General features: G+C 62.7%; 11 protein-coding genes and 1 tRNA gene. 6 read left to right on the top strand and 6 right to left on the bottom strand.

Translation table 11 applies throughout. From position 1 onward, the window contains the following. Window positions 1-141: 141 nt before the first annotated feature. From CHC09_RS09995 to CHC09_RS45040, 5 genes are all read right to left on the bottom strand, one after another. Complete coding sequence (locus CHC09_RS09995; protein WP_089292761.1) at window positions 142-1569, bottom strand: amidohydrolase family protein; 1428 nt, start codon at window positions 1567-1569, stop codon at window positions 142-144. A gap of 72 nt (window positions 1570-1641) precedes the next feature. Then, window positions 1642-2718, bottom strand: a complete 1077-nt coding sequence (locus tag CHC09_RS10000; protein ID WP_203833136.1) for a ParB/RepB/Spo0J family partition protein — start codon at window positions 2716-2718, stop codon at window positions 1642-1644. A gap of 617 nt (window positions 2719-3335) precedes the next feature. Further along, on the bottom strand, window positions 3336-4733 hold the full coding sequence (locus tag CHC09_RS10005; RefSeq protein WP_089292762.1) for a serine hydrolase domain-containing protein: 1398 nt from the start codon (window positions 4731-4733) through the stop codon (window positions 3336-3338). Window positions 4734-4889: 156 nt separating this feature from the next. After that, window positions 4890-5831, bottom strand: a complete 942-nt coding sequence (locus tag CHC09_RS45035; protein WP_143232274.1) for a sporulation-delaying protein SdpB family protein — start codon at window positions 5829-5831, stop codon at window positions 4890-4892. Beyond that, window positions 5819-6376 (bottom strand): hypothetical protein, encoded by a 558-nt coding sequence (locus CHC09_RS45040; RefSeq protein WP_143232275.1) that lies wholly within the window; start codon window positions 6374-6376, stop codon window positions 5819-5821. The genes CHC09_RS45035 and CHC09_RS45040 overlap by 13 nt, the downstream gene beginning before the upstream one ends. 490 nt (window positions 6377-6866) lie before the next feature. On the opposite strand from CHC09_RS45040, the gene CHC09_RS10010 reads away from it, so the two are divergent. From CHC09_RS10010 to CHC09_RS10020, 3 genes are all read left to right on the top strand, one after another. After that, window positions 6867-9965 carry an AfsR/SARP family transcriptional regulator gene (locus CHC09_RS10010; protein ID WP_089292763.1) on the top strand — a complete coding sequence of 1033 codons (3099 nt, stop codon included), beginning with the start codon at window positions 6867-6869 and terminating at the stop codon, window positions 9963-9965. 405 nt (window positions 9966-10370) lie between these two features. Further along, a tRNA-Arg gene (locus CHC09_RS10015) sits at window positions 10371-10443 on the top strand. Window positions 10444-10647: 204 nt separating this feature from the next. Continuing rightward, the gene (locus CHC09_RS10020) at window positions 10648-11103 is read left to right on the top strand and encodes an SMI1/KNR4 family protein (RefSeq protein WP_179277022.1); all 456 of its coding nucleotides are present in this window, start codon (window positions 10648-10650) and stop codon (window positions 11101-11103) included. Window positions 11104-11201: 98 nt separating this feature from the next. Here CHC09_RS10020 and CHC09_RS10025 read toward each other — a convergent pair whose 3' ends face one another. Then, complete coding sequence (locus CHC09_RS10025; RefSeq protein ID WP_143232277.1) at window positions 11202-11432, bottom strand: hypothetical protein; 231 nt, start codon at window positions 11430-11432, stop codon at window positions 11202-11204. 254 nt (window positions 11433-11686) lie between these two features. Here CHC09_RS10025 and CHC09_RS10030 point away from each other — a divergent pair, with 254 nt between their 5' ends. The 3 genes from CHC09_RS10030 to CHC09_RS10040 all read left to right on the top strand — a co-directional run bounded on the left by CHC09_RS10030 (window position 11687) and on the right by CHC09_RS10040 (window position 14571). Next, the gene (locus CHC09_RS10030; protein ID WP_089292766.1) at window positions 11687-12253 is read left to right on the top strand and encodes a hypothetical protein; all 567 of its coding nucleotides are present in this window, start codon (window positions 11687-11689) and stop codon (window positions 12251-12253) included. A gap of 72 nt (window positions 12254-12325) precedes the next feature. After that, the gene (locus CHC09_RS10035) at window positions 12326-13351 is read left to right on the top strand and encodes an endonuclease/exonuclease/phosphatase family protein (protein ID WP_239138332.1); all 1026 of its coding nucleotides are present in this window, start codon (window positions 12326-12328) and stop codon (window positions 13349-13351) included. 119 nt (window positions 13352-13470) lie between these two features. Further along, window positions 13471-14571 (top strand): cellulase family glycosylhydrolase, encoded by a 1101-nt coding sequence (locus CHC09_RS10040; RefSeq protein ID WP_179277023.1) that lies wholly within the window; start codon window positions 13471-13473, stop codon window positions 14569-14571. Window positions 14572-14586 lie beyond the last annotated feature (15 nt).

A 14586-nucleotide genomic window follows, 5' to 3' on the forward strand; every position in this document is an offset into this window, starting at 1 on the left:
GTGCCTGGGCGTAGAACACGCGGTCGTCCTCGACGGTCAGCTGGATTGGGTTGTCACCGCCGTCGAACGCGAACAACGCCGGCAACCCCAGAGGCGTCCCAACTCGCCCTTGGCTAAGAGGGCTTCGCCGAAGCTGCCCTCTTAGCCCGATGTCGCGAGCATCGACAGTGCCCCGAGACCTGCCCGCTGAGCTAGGCATTGGGCCAGCCGGCGCGATTCGCGCACCACGGCTGGCACGTCAACGCCCAGCAGTTCGCCGTCGGCGATCCGTCGCTGTCCTGCCACCCAGACATCTTTTACCTCGCGAGGTCCCGCACAGTAGACGATTGCCTGGAAGGGGTCGTGGACATTGGCGAGGGCTGGCGAATCGCCGTTGAAGACAACCAGGTCGGCGGCCTTTCCGGGTTCCAGCGAGCCGACCGCGGTGTCGAGGTGCAACGCGGCGGCGCCTTCGATGGTCGCCATGCGGAGGGCTGCACGCGCGCTCAGTGCTGTGGGGTTGAGCTGATCCAGTCGTTGGAGGAGAACGCCGGTCTTGATCGCTTCCAGCATGTCCTGACGATCGTTGCTGGCCGGGCCGTCGACGCCGAACCCGACCTTGATCCGACTGCCGCGCAGCCGCGAGACCGGGCACACCCCCGATGCAAGGATCATGTTCGATACCGGGTTGTACGCCACGCCGACGCCGTGTGATGCCAGGAGGCGGACGTCGGCGTCCGTGAGCCAGACGCAGTGTGCGGCGAGTGTCGGCGAAGCGAACAGCCCGTTCTGCGCGCAGTACGCAATTGGACTCATGTGCCGAGACTGCCGAATGAACTCGATCTCCTCGCGTGACTCGTGGAGGTGGATGTGTACTCCGTCCGCAAGCGACGATGCGAATTCAACTGACCGGGCGAACATCGACGGACTTTGGGCCGCTACGGTCGCGATCCCGACGCGGAACCGGGACAGCGTGCTGCTGGCCGCGGCCTCACGTAGCGCGGCATGCTCGGCGAACGCTTCCTCTACCGAAGTCCCTGGCCGGCGATCGCTCGCACCATAGGAGACGATGCCCTTCAGCCCCAGCGCCTCCAGGCCATCGACGACTCCAGGCGTTACTGGAGTCGTCCCCGGGTCGCAGACGAACATGTCGTTTGTCAGCGTGATCCCGGTCCTCAGCATCTGAATGCCGCCGAGCAGCGTACCGATGAAGGCGCTTTCCCGGTCGAGGTGGGGGGCGACAGCGTCGATCAGGACCCGAAGCCAGTCACTGAGAGCGTAGTTCTCCGCGATTCCCGTCACGAGGGCTTCGGAGAAGTGTCCGTGAGTGTTGATGAATCCAGGAGTGACGATATCGTTCGGCCCGCCGAGAACGACGGAGGAAGGAAACCTGGCGGAGAGATCGGCGAATGACCCGACGTCTGCGATCGTGTCGCCCACTACGCGCACGGCGCCATCCGAGATCATCTCGGGTTCGGATGATGTCAGAACGTGTTTGCCGCGGATCAGGAAACCGGCATCCTGCTGACGGAGATGGGAGTTCCCCTCCGAAGATATCGCTGCATGCAGGATATCGGACCGTTCAGTCATCGGTTTGCGCCCATTCCCTATTTAATGTCGGAGTCAGTCTGATTTCGCCGGCCGATGTGGGACATCGGAGATCTACGCCTCCCTCGCTCTGCTTTCGGGCATGAGACGGGCGGACCCTTCCAGTTCCTGAGCGAAGTCGTCCCACCACTGCGCGTACCGCCGCGCGAGTTGCACCATGATGGGCGCACTGTATGAAGGGACCGCCGAGGCGAGCGAGGCCGATTCCAGCAGGCTTGACGCATTGGCCTGCAGCAATCGCAGAAGCTGGCGTCCGGCCTGCTTGTAGCGCAGCGAGGGATCATCGGCGAGCTTGGTGACGATGCTGGCCGGATCCGCCACGGCCGACAGCGAGGCCCGCAGCGGGCGTGACTCCCCGCGGCGTCGGGCCGACGAAAAACGGGCGTCCGGTCGGCGGCTCTCGTCGGACGAGAGCCCTTCCCGTATCGGATCCTCGCCTCGCGCCAGGCGGCGGCGCACATCGGCCACCGTGCTCGGCGATATCCCAGAATTCTTGGCCACCTCTCGCAGCGATGACTGCGGTTGGTCCGCCAAAATCTTTGCGGCCTTGAGCCGACCTTCCACCGTGCTCAGCGGCCGGATTCTGCCATCTCGCCCCACCCGAGCGGTCGGCAGCAACGATACGTCCTGGGTCATGTGCCGTATCTCTGCGACGGTCTTGGCCGCCATGCCGACGACCTCGGCGATCGCGCGATCGGACATCTCGGTGTGCGACACGATGATGCGTGCCGCAGCGGCGCGCCGGTCCGCTCGCGACAGAGGGAGACCATGCTTCACATTTGCCTCAACGGCGCAGAGGAACGCGTCGTCGGCAGTTCCGTCGAAGAACTCGACGCTGATGGATTCTTCCCCGTTGAGCACCGCAGCCATGAATCGATGGGCGCCGTCGATCACTTCCATCGTCCGCCGATCCACGAGAATCGGCGGGAATTCGGCGTCAACCTCCGCGAGGCGCGCGACATGCTCCTCGTCTGTTCCGTCCTGCCGTGGAGACCGCCCGAGCGAGAGGCTGGCCAGCGGAACAACCCAGGGCCCCCGCCCTGCGGGGCGGGCGTCGATCGTGACACCGCTGGACGTGGGCATCGGGTCTTCGGCGAGAGCCGATATCGACATCGCATCAACCTGGTTCAAAGTTGCAGTCCCCCGGGTCCGACCATGGCTGCGGTGGGTGACTCGACGAGCAAGCCAACTTCACTGAAACAGCCGCCTCGTTTTCGACGAGAAGAAGTCTGCCGGTGTGCGCTATCGAGCGGCTCCTCGTCCGATACCGACGCCCTCCGGGTTCGGCCGGGACTTCCCATCAACCGCGGCTCAGCCCCTGCTCAGTACCCGAGAACGCGACGCCGCCACCTGTTCCGGAAACTGACCGAGCGAACCGACCTACTGCCGGTGCGGCTGCACGACCTGCGGCACGGCGCCGAGTCCCTTCACGCACGAGGCCGGCGGGATCTGCTCGAGCAATCGACCATCGGGTCCGGCCGAGCAACGAGATCATGGACGCCTGAGACAACACAGGCGAGGCTCCCGGTAGGGGCATCTGGTCTTGGCCGATTGGTGTCCTACCTGGAGTCTCGCCTTCGTCGATCTCCTGACCGCCCAGTCCGCCTATGTTGTGGGCCGGGTGCGACGCCTCGACATCCACGACGGCTTGTCAGCCTCGTGTGCGTCTTGATCTGCCGGCCTGTCGACACGTCAACTGAACCGGTCAGCGATCGTGTTAGGCAGTCACGAGTGCCGTTGCGGTGGCGTCAGCTCGCCCGAATGTAGGCCCGTAGACCGATGTAGAGACCAGAACGCCCGTCAGGCAGTTGCACGAACGTGGCTGGCCGCCAGCGACGCTGGCCGGGCTCGCGATAGAGCAGCAAGTCACCACCGGCCGCGATCGCTTCGTATTCGCCTTCGGTGGTCGGCATGACGTCGACGAGGGAGCCGGTGGCAGCCCACCGCAGAGATGGCACGCCGTCGTCATCCAGGACCTCGTGTTCATGGTTGTATCCCAGGTAGGTGCCCACATGGTGCCCCGTGTCGAAGCCGGACGAGCCCTGAGGTGGATGCAGAGGCGAAGGCATAGCGACCCCTGCGAGTTCGGCGAAGATCTCGCTATACAACGCGCGGTACAGGTCAGGGGCCGGTCCACCGTTGGCCAGCAGTACCACGGCGAGCTGGTGCGACGGCAGTAGGCGAAGGAAAGCATTCTGGCCTACGGTGTAGCCGTCATGGCCGATGAGCGACTGTCCGTCCCAGGTCTGCCGGAACCAGGCCAGGCCAAGGGCATTGTTGTCACCGTCGTAAAAGGGCAGCTCGATCTGCGTGGACCGCATATCCCGAACGAGCGCACGGGGTAGAAGCGTGTTGCCGTCCGGGACGCGTCCGTCATTGAGATGGAAGCGACTGAACGCGAGGACATCACGTGCGGTGCAGACGATCCCGCCGGCCGGACCGTTGGATCGAGGCAGTCCCCATCGGGCCGCTGGCTGGAGTGTTCCGTCTGCCTGATGTTCATGTCCCATGGCTGCGCTATGCAGCAGTGCTTCCTCTGGGAGCGTCATCGTGGTGTCGAGGCCGAGTGGCGCAAACAGGAGGTCGTGCATCGCTCTGTCCCAAACCTTGCCGGTGACCTGCTCGATCACCCTGCCCACCAGGGAAAAGCCGGAGTTGCAGTACGAGAAGCCGGTCCCGGGTGGCAAGAGTTGCGGGACGGAGGCCAAACCGTCGACGTAGCGTTCAAGGCAGTCGTCACCTCGACCGGTGTCGGTGAACACGTCACCGGCGATACCGCTCGTATGCGTCAGCAGATGCCGCAAGGTAACCCGGTGGGCCGCGTCGTCCGCCAAGCGGAGCGTCGGGAGCCATGTCGAGATCGGCTTGTCCAGGTCGAGGACTCCATCGGCGACCAGGCGCAGCGCGGCCGTGGCCGAATAGACCTTGGTGATCGAGCCGATCTGAAAAACCGTGTCGGTTTGGACAGGAGCGCCGGTTCGCATGTTCGTCACGCCGAACGCGGCAGACATCATGTCGTCACCATGCAGAATTCCCAACACCGCGCCAGCTACGCCATGGTTCTCGGCAAGAACATCTAACCGACGCTGCCAATGTGCAGCATCAAGCGACGACGATCGGGCGGTCACGCGATTCACCTCGAACATGTTCGCATCCTAACAATCCTTCTTCCGGAGAACTAGAACCGTGAATATAAGCTGTGGGCGGAAGGTTCTCGCGCCCCTGAGTCCGATGTCGCCGAACTTATTCGCTGGAAATGCCTTAGGGTAGTCGGATTGACTTTGTCGAAATGCCTCATATTGTCATGGGCTGGTGGTCGTTTTCTTCTTCTCAGCCAGGCCGCGCCGCATTGTCCGTGGAGATATCGCCCCGACCTTCTGCGATACACAGACGATGAGAAGAAGGCCGATCATCACGAGGCCAAAGCTCGGGAGCCGGAGAATTACGACGATTCCGATATGGAATATTACGCCCAGAGCAAGTGCAATCGATCGCGCTCGACGGCCCGAGCAGATAAGAATGACAATCGCACCCTGAAGCGTGATAACAGACCACGTCAACATCGGCGAAAACCAGGGCCAACTCAGAGCGGTCTGCATCGCCTTGCCAATCAGGGGGTGCGGACCAAAAGAGGGGTTAGCTGCCAGGATGCGTAAGGCGCTGCCATCCTGCCATGCTTGATCCCTGAGCTTGGAAATTATTGCGATAAGGTAGATCGCGACTATTTGCACACGTAGCGTCGCCAGTACGGCGAAAGAGATTCCTTGCCACCGAGGTGTTAGCGGGCGGACCGGAGGTGTCCAATGCCATCGCCGGGTGTCACCGAGGCATATGAGTACCAACAGCATGGTCACTACTTGCGCGACCCTGTCTCCGCCATCATATGGCACGATGCTCGACGTGAAACTGAACGTCACATACCAATGAGGGATGCAGGTCCATTGCGGTCTAAACCCTGAGGCCACCAAGCATAGAGTCCCGATGGCCAGGAGCCGGCCGATCGTCAATGCATCGTTGCTGATTCCAGTTATGCACCACAGGCCGGCGGCATGGATGCCGCTGCAACGAGCTCCGTTCCGGGACATGGTCGCGTCCATGAAGAGCAGGTCGTTGGGCGTGAACACAATTGCTGACAGTTCCGCAACGGCGATCAGGCTTCGTCCGAATGCGAGTGGCCGGCCTCTGGGATCGAAGTCCGCCGGTAGGCGCGTCATCCGAACGATTGCGTTGATCAGCCTGCGCATGCCAAGTCCACCAAAGCGATCTTTCGGACAACATGCTCCGGTGGACGTGCACGTACGATCACCGCTGCACCGCACCAGGTGTTCGGAATGGAAAGTCCTCGGACCTCGAAAACTGCCGGTGGATCTAGATCAGTCGAGCAGTCGATTAGTTCTTTCTTCTGGCATGTTCGCCAGAAGGCATCAGGAACTCTGTCGGCGAGAAAAGAACCGAGAAGGAACTCGTTGTTGGCAATTCGGTTCAGGCCCAAAAACCGTTCATCTTCCGCGGGGCGTGACGCTCTACGAAGGTCCCAATCGCCCCCTGCCAGCTTGTAAATGGCGATCGAATCCTGCTCGGTTAAGCCGGTAAAGAATCTCCCGCTCTGCGGCCATAGCGTGGCATAAGCGTTTAGGCGCCCAGAACCGGAAAATAAGTCTGGGCAAATTTGGGTCGCCACGGAAATGAGCAGGCTCGACAGCAGTATGGTCGCTGTCACCCTGAAGGAGTGAGTCCCTCGCGCAGCGGACTCGTCCTCCTCCTCCTCTTCTTCGGGGTTGACTGACACGTCTAACGGCTCGGCGTGAGTGTTATCTCGCTATCCTACGGCCGGGACTACAGCGGCTGTCACCGAAGGATTGCGGTCGGCACCGTTATCGGGATCTAGCTGGCCGACAAGCAGCGCTACAGCAGCGATCACCGCGGAAGCGAGCATGCCTACGAGAATGGACCGCTTCATGACGCAAACTCCTCATTCGTTGTGCTGGGCGATGCAAGTCCGACGTGGCTCGACGCAGTTCAAGCCTTTTCCTGAAAGTTGCCTGAACGTCTTCCTGAAAGTTGCCTGAACGTCGCCGGCTAGCGTCGGTGCCATTGTTCCACAAGGTGGCTACTTTTTCCCTATCGGGTCGATACTCCTCGATGACGTTGTTCCGGTATCATGTCGAGCTCGGGGTTGACCTCAGTGAATATTGCATGCGAGCTGGGCAGACTCCGGTCGGGGTGACGACGTGCATGGGGCTGGTCACTTGGCGCAGCTCCGGTGAACAGGGGGAGCAGTGACGGAATTTTCGATTCTGGGTCCGTTAACGGTTCTATCTTCCGGCAAGGAGATAAGAATCGGCGGATTGCGGCAACGAAAGCTCCTCGCACTCCTGCTGCTTGACGCCAACTTGGCAACGTCGCTCAATCGCCTGGTGGATGAGCTGTGGGAAGATCCGCCTCAATCGGCCCGTCAGCAGATTCACAATGCAGTTGGCGACCTCCGTCGGACTCTGCTCGCCGCTTCGGTCGACTGTGCGATCGTCACGAATAGCGTGGGGTATCAGCTCAAGGTCAACAAAGAGTCAATCGATTCTCATGTGTTCCATGCGCGAGTCCAGGAGGCCAGGAGTGCTGATGAGCACGGGCAACTCGCGGACGCGATTCGGCTTCTCACGTCAGCGCTCGCGTTATGGCGAGGAGAAGCGTTTGCGGGCATAGACAGCCCATCGGTGCTCAACGCGGCAACGACGCTCAATGAAGATCGGCTCGTAGCCGTTGACCTACTGATGTCCGTGCGCTTGAAAGCCGGCGAATCGGCCTCTGTAGTCGGCGAACTGCAGAGCCTGGTCGCCGAACACCCCCTCCGGGAGTCGCTGCGATACAGCTTGATGACCGCATTGTTCAGGAGCGGTAGGCAGGCCGAGGCGCTCGCGGTTTTCGACGAAGGCAGACGTCAACTCGCTGACGAACTCGGCCTTGATCCAAGTCCACGGTTGAGTTCGCTACAGATAGAGATCCTCAATGGCACGTACGAGGCTGGCGGTGCGGTCTCCGATGAGGGAGGCCGCAAGCTGGACGTGGGATCGGCGGCGAGGGCCCAGAAAGCGGACATAGCGACGTCCGCATCCTCATGGTGCTCTATACCGCACGACATCAGAGACTTCTCCGGCCGGTCTGCAGAAGTCGACAGCCTCCTCGCCGAGGTTCGACAGGCCCGGACGACGGCGCTCTTGATCTCTGCGATCGAGGGCATGGGCGGAATCGGCAAGACCACGCTCGCGGTCCATCTCGCTCACCTCGTCGCCGACGACTACCCGGACGGTCAGTACTTTGTCGATCTTCACGGTTACAGCCTCGGGATAGACCCGGTCACTCCAAACCAGGCGCTTGGAACGCTCCTCCGGGCAAGCGGGATGCCGCCGGAACTCATTCCATCGAGCTTGGAGGACCGCAGCGCCGCCTGGCGATCCCGAATAGCTGGGAAGCGGGCTTTGGTCGTTCTCGATAACGCTACTGATGCGGTACAGGTGAGACCACTGCTCCCAGGAACACCGACAAGCCTGGTCCTCGTGACAAGCCGCCGGAGGCTTGGGGCGCTGGATGGCTCCGTTCCTGTCTCCTTGGACCTATTGTCCAGGGAGGATGCTATGGCCCTGTTCGCTCAGATCGTCGGAGATCAGAGGCTTGCTGACGATTCGAGCATTGTTGGCAAGGCTGTGGAGCTGTGTGGACGCCTGCCGCTTGCGATCCGGATCGCCGCGGCCCGGTTGCGAGACCGGACTAGCTGGACGGTCGCCGACCTCGTGGAGCGCTTGGACAGCCACACACGGCGTGTTCAGTTTCTGCAGGTTGACGACCGAAACGTGATGGCCGTACTCAAGTTGTCCTATCGCTACCTGAGAACACGGGAGCAGAGGATCTTCCGGCTGCTCAGTTTGCATCCGGGGTCCGATTTCGATCTCTACAGTGCGGCGGCCCTTACCGGTCTTTCGCTGGAGGACCTCGAGCAGGGACTGGAAGTACTCTTCGAATTCAACCTACTTAGACAGGGTAAACCAGGCAGATATTTCTTTCATGACCTTGTCCGCGACTGCTCGCGCCAGTTGCTATCCGATGTCGAGAATGACATGGAGCAGCAAGACTCATTGCGGGCACTTCTGGACTTCTACGTCCACGCTGCCTATCAATGGTGCAGGCGGCTAGACTCGGGCGCTTATCTGATGTCGCCATACGGCTGCGAGCACCCAAAATTCCTCCGGAAAGCCAACTCCCATCAGGAGGCGACTCGCGTCCTCGGGACTGAGTATCACAATCTTATAGCCGTTTCTAAATTCGCGGCTGCAAATGGTTGGAACAGCCACGCATGGAAGCTCCCCGTCATGCTGGTGCCCTTTCTTAAGCTTTCCAACTACGGAGAGGGCTCACTCGACATGTTCGACAAGGCGTTGTCGGCTGCTCGAATGGACGGAGACCTGCGAGGTCAGTCGTCCTGCCTGCACGCTTCAGCCGTTATCGCCGGCGAACGCCGGTCTCAACCTGACGGCGAGGCGAATCTCAAGCAAGCAATCGCGCTGAGCCGGGAAGGTGGCGACCGGAAAGCAGAAGCCCTGCAACTGGTGGATCTAGGAAACCTGTATTTCAACGATGATCGCCTGGCCTTGGCCGAAAAAGCGTACCTTTCTGCGCAGCGTGTCGATTCGAGTGCGGTTGACGAAAACTTACGTACCAGGATATTCAACAATCTGGGCACCATCTACCGCGATTGGGGGAAGTTTGATCAGGCCATAGAGATGTTAGAGAACTCGTTGGTCTGGAACTCCTCAGGTGGACCTTTGCACATGCGGTGCAATATTTCGTGGAATATCGGCATGGTGTCTCATCTCAAAGGTCAGCACCATGAAGCCGTGGAAAAATTTGAGGAAGCGCTGCAGATCAGCAAAGATGCAGGCTTTCGTTTCGGCGAGGCGCTAGCTCTGAGCGGACTATGCTCCGCGCGGCGGTCGCTCGGAGACTTCGTCAGGTCAGTGGGGTTGGGCAGGGCTGCGTTGGACATCTCTCGCGACTTCGGCCTCAGCATGGTGGAGTGCGAAGCACTGTGCTCTTTGGGCGAGGCGGCGACTTCCTCGGGCGACATCGATCGCGCGGAGGCGACGTTTAAGCAAGCTGAAGAGCGTGCTCGTCTATATGGCTATCCACGCTATCTGGCTCGCTCATTGGAAGGCATTGCGCACGTTTCCCATGCGCGGGGGCAGATTGACCAGGCGCAACAATTCTGGAAGCGCGCCATATCTACCTACCCAGATGGCATGGCTGAAGCGGCCTACCCGAGGAGACATGTAGAACTTAGCGGTACCAACGCCGCCCGCTGCTTCCGATGCGAAGTGGCGACGTAGCAAGCGGGCAGGCCTCAGGCCCTGACCTACCTCAAGACCTCCCTTGCCAACATATGTTTAGCTCAGCTACTCAGGGCCTGCCCTCCGTGAATCGGGACTGCACGCCGCTACCTGGCTCTCCTGGTCGGACGCGGCCGTTCAGCAGATCTGCTACAGCGGTTGAAGACCGACGTCTGTCGGCGTGTCTACGTGGTCGGTCGTGCACGGTTGGGACCATGCACGCTGCACTCTCGCGCGGGTCGCCGAGGTGATCGAACGCCGCTTCCACCGGGCTTGCCAGCGTGCGATCGGCCTGCTCCAGATGCGATCCGGCGGCCGGATCGTCCCGCCTGGGATACGCCTGCTCAGCGGTGGGTGTTATCGGGTGCTGGTAGTCGCCCGTGGTCAGGTAGCATGAGCAACCGCGCCCTCGTAGCTCAGGGGATAGAGCAACGGTTTCCTAAACCGCAGGTCGCAGGTTCGATTCCTGCCGGGGGCACCCAAACGATCACCCGAAACGCCCCTTGAACTGGGCGGACGGAAAATCATCGATGTGCTGCGATATGCAGCCGCGCGCCTCCGAAAGCCGCCGTTTGTCGCCAGCCGTGCAAAATACGTGCAATGGATCTTGGGGATGTTTCCCCAGGTCGGGAGCCGGATTGGTGGAGCCGCCGTGATCCTGCCGTGGCCTAGGCTGGCGGCCATGGAGCTTCCGGAGTTCGACGCTCTGGCCGGACCCTTGCGCCAGGAATCAGCGGCGGCGGAAGCCGAGTACGGTTTCGCGCTCATCGAGGGACGGACTGCCACGCCGGATGACTTCGCGAGCGTTGAACGGCAGATGGGCGTGATCCTCCCGGAGAAGTACAAGGCGTTCATGACGCGCTACGGCGGAGGCATGTTCGGCTCCGTCGAGCTGTTTCCGGTCGTCGCCGAACCGGAGGAGGGTGGCGACGATCTCTGGAGCATGAACGAGCGGGAGTTTCCCGATCGCGGCTTTGTCGCGATCGCGCCGGTCGGCACCGGTGATCACTGGGGATTCCCGGTCGCTGACGGACAGTGCCACGAGCAGGTCTGGTTCCACTTCCACGACGCCGGCGACGACGAACCGGTCGCTGCGGATTTCCTTGAGTTCGTCGCCACCCGAGGGCTCAAGAACTGACTGAAGACCGCGTCCCCGCAGATGAGGGTCGTCTTCTGAGTAGCCCGGGCGAGGTCGGAGCGCATCCGGTCGCGGATCGGGACGAGGCTGTTTCCGGTTTACTGTTGTGCGGCGCTCAGCATGCCGCCGACGACAGCGGCCACGGCCCAGAGGGCCAGTAGAACGAGGCCGATGACGACTACGGCTCTCCGCCAGCCGTGCCGCGGTTGCTTGATCCCCTCGGCGATCTTCGTCGCCTGTTCGATCTCGCCCAACGGCGTCAACGCGCTGTGCTCGGTCTGGGGGAGACCCGCCCACACCTGTGATTCAGGCTTACCGTAGGTGTTCATGGCGTCAGTATGTGCTGATCGTCAAAGCGGCCGTGCCAATTGCGGTCTTCGATCATGATGCAGGTCAGCCGGCGCCGAACCAGCAGGGCCGGTGAAAGCCACGATTCGCCCAGTGGTGCAACTGCGAGTCATCAGCTGCGCGTCAAGGTCCACAGAGGCACGCCAGCGGAGCGCCGGGGCCGGGTCGTGGGAACCTTCCAGGCCGCCGCTACGTCTCAGCCCGAGACCGACCGCCGACCTGGAGGGGCAACCACATGCACGCACGAGCGACCGCGACGACCGTCGCTCTGCTCGCCGTCCTCACCGGCGGCTGCACCGCACCCCTCGACACCGCTGGCAGCGTGCCCGCTCCGGCCCGCAGCGGTCCCTCGGCCCCTGTCGTTCGCGACCGCTGGGAGTCCTGCGACACGACGGCACCGGCCTCGGCGGAGGACCAGTTCAGCGGCGCCCAGGACGCACTCACGCTGCCGCGTCTCGGCGACGGCTTCCAGCCGGTGGCGGCGGTTGTCTGCGGCATGAGCATGCGGGAACGCCCGGGCGGCGGCTGGGAGATGGTTGCCGAGGAAGCCCGCGTCGATGATCTGACGACCCTGCTGCCCGCTCTGCGCCTGCCCGATGAGGCCGCCACCGCAGCGGCCTGCACCGATGACCTGCCGGCGGTGCCCTGGCTCGTTCTGCTCGACAGCGACGGCCGTTGGATCCGTCCCGGCATCCCGATCGACGCCTGTGGCAAGCCCCGCGGGGAGTTCCGCGAGGCTTTCGGGAAGCTGGCGACCACCACGGTGCGGAGCCGGGTGGTCCGGCGGATCGAGTCCGACTGACCCCTGCTGGGATGCCGCTGTGAGCAGCGCAAAGGCGGCTGACCGGGAGGGGCGAGGGTATAGTCGGCTGGCGTGTCCCGGGCTTCGTGGACGGCGACGAACGGCGGTATGAAGATCCCCACCACCCGATTCGGCCGGGCCCGGACGCTGCTGTTGTGGGCTGCGGTCCTGCCCACCTTCGCCTGGGCGGTGCTACGGGCCGGCGGGTGGACGCTGGAGATGCTCGCCCCACTGTTCGCCTTCACGCCGTACGCGGCAATCTGGTCTTTGATTCTGCTCGGCGCGGCCTTCTGGCTGCGGCGTTACGCCGCGGCGTCCTGCGTGTTCGTGGCAGCGCTCCTGCTGTTCCTCTGCGTCGTGCCGCGTGCGCTGCCGGACGCCGATCGCGGGCCGCGCACCGGTGTCGCCCTGCACGTTCTCACCGCCAATACGCTGGCCGGCACGGCCGATCCGGCGACGCTGGTCCGGCTGGTCCGGGAGAACGATGTCGGTGTCCTGGCGCTGCAGGAACTCACGCTCGCGGGCCGGGCCGCGCTCACCGAAGCGGGACTGGACGTGCTGCTGCCGTACTCGTCCGTGGCGGATCCTCTTTCAAAGAGTTTCGAGGACACCACCGGCTCCGCGCTCTACTCCCGGTTTCCGATGACCGATTCGGGAGTACGGCTGAACGCCGGCGGTTTCCAGCAGGCGTACGGAACGATCCACCCACCCGCCGGCGTCCCCCTGCTCGTCGAATCGGCGCATCCGGTCGCACCGCACAGCCTCGGCACCATCGACGGCTGGCGGCTTGACCTGGCGAACGAGCCGGTTCCCGAGCCGAACGGGCCACCTCGGGTGCTGCTCGGCGACTTCAACGCCACGCTCGATCACGAGCCACTGCGCCGCCTGATCGGGCGTGGGTACCGGGACGCAGCCGACACCGTGGGTAAGGGGCTGATCCCGACCTGGGGGCCGGTCGCCCTTCAGCCCGCCCGGCTGGTGACGATCGACCACGTACTCGTGGACCGGCGGATCGGCGTGTTTCGGGTCACGATTCACAATCTTCCGCGCAGCGATCACCGGGCGGTGCTGGCTGAACTTTTCGTGCCTTACTCCTAGCGGTTATGTTGTTCGGCGTGACGTTTTCCCCTCGGCGCCGTGCCCTTTCCCCGCACCTCGGGAAGGCCATTGCGGCCTCGCTCGCCCTCACTCTCTGCATAGGCGGGGAGAATTCGGTCGTGCCGACCGAGAAGACGGCTCACACTGCCGCTCAGGCCAGTCGTGCCATTAATGCCGGGTTGGCCTATGGTGACACTTTGGTCTGGATGTCCGATAAACGCCTTGGACAGGCTTTGGACGACGCCGTCACCGTTGGCGCGAAATGGATCCGTGTCGACCTTTCGTGGCAGGACATCCAGTACGACGGGCGTGACTCGTACCGGTGGGACCGCTTCGACAGGATCGTGCGCGCGGCGACGAAACGCCACCTCCAGGTGCTCCCGACCATCTCCTACACGCCGCCCTGGGCTCGCACCGCGGGCTGCGACGACTTGCGGTGCTCCCCGAAGAACACGAAGGAATTCACGAAGTTCGCCAGCGAGGCGGCGCACCGATATGCGCCGATGGGCGTTCATACCTGGGAGATCTGGAACGAGCCGAACATCCTTTTCTGGAGGCCGGCACCGAACCCTGCCGCGTACACGAAGTTGTTGAAGGCGTCGAGCACCGCGATCCGCGAGATCGACCCCTCTGCCATGATCATCATGGGCGGTCTGGCTTCGAACAAAACCCGCGGAACCTCGAAAATCGCGGAATATGAGTTTCTCGATTCGGTTCTGAAGCTGGGTGCGGCCGACTATGTGGACGCGGTGGCCTTCCATCCGTACACGTATCCGTACCTGCCGAGCGATGAAACGGACTTCCGCACCGGTTGGGAGAAGATCCACTCCGGTAAAGAGAGTCTGCAAAAGGTGCTCGAGCGCAACGGTGCTCAGCGACTGCACATCTGGATCACCGAGACCGGCGCGCCCACCGGTGGCCCGGGCAAGGCCGCGAACGGCGGCGTGGATCTTGCTCAGCACGGCATCACCCACGTCACGGAGAAGCGGCAGGCGACCATCGCGGTGGACACCATGACCACGGCGGCGGCCGATCCGCTGATCGATGCCGTGTTCTGGTACTCGCACCGCGATCTCAGCACGAACAAAGAGGAGCGGACGAACTTCTTCGGGCTGCGCCGCGCCGACGGCACGGCCAAGCCGGCGTTCGACGCCCTGCGTAACGCGATTCAGGCGATCCAGGCTCCGAGCCAGAAGCCCGAGCCGGTCAAATCCGACTGACCGGCGTCCCGTAAG

The sequence above is a fragment of the Actinoplanes regularis genome, from assembly GCF_900188005.1.
Lineage (GTDB): Bacteria > Actinomycetota > Actinomycetes > Mycobacteriales > Micromonosporaceae > Actinoplanes > Actinoplanes regularis.

Coding starts and splice junctions, on each gene's coding strand:
- CHC09_RS10025 (WP_143232277.1), bottom strand. CDS start 11,432: ATGAACACCTACGGTAAGCCTGAATCACAGGTGTGGGCGGGTCTCCCC.
- CHC09_RS10005 (WP_089292762.1), bottom strand. CDS start 4,733: ATGTTCGAGGTGAATCGCGTGACCGCCCGATCGTCGTCGCTTGATGCT.
- CHC09_RS10030 (WP_089292766.1), top strand. CDS start 11,687: ATGCACGCACGAGCGACCGCGACGACCGTCGCTCTGCTCGCCGTCCTC.
- CHC09_RS10020 (WP_179277022.1), top strand. CDS start 10,648: ATGGAGCTTCCGGAGTTCGACGCTCTGGCCGGACCCTTGCGCCAGGAA.
- CHC09_RS45035 (WP_143232274.1), bottom strand. CDS start 5,831: ATGCGCAGGCTGATCAACGCAATCGTTCGGATGACGCGCCTACCGGCG.
- CHC09_RS09995 (WP_089292761.1), bottom strand. CDS start 1,569: ATGACTGAACGGTCCGATATCCTGCATGCAGCGATATCTTCGGAGGGG.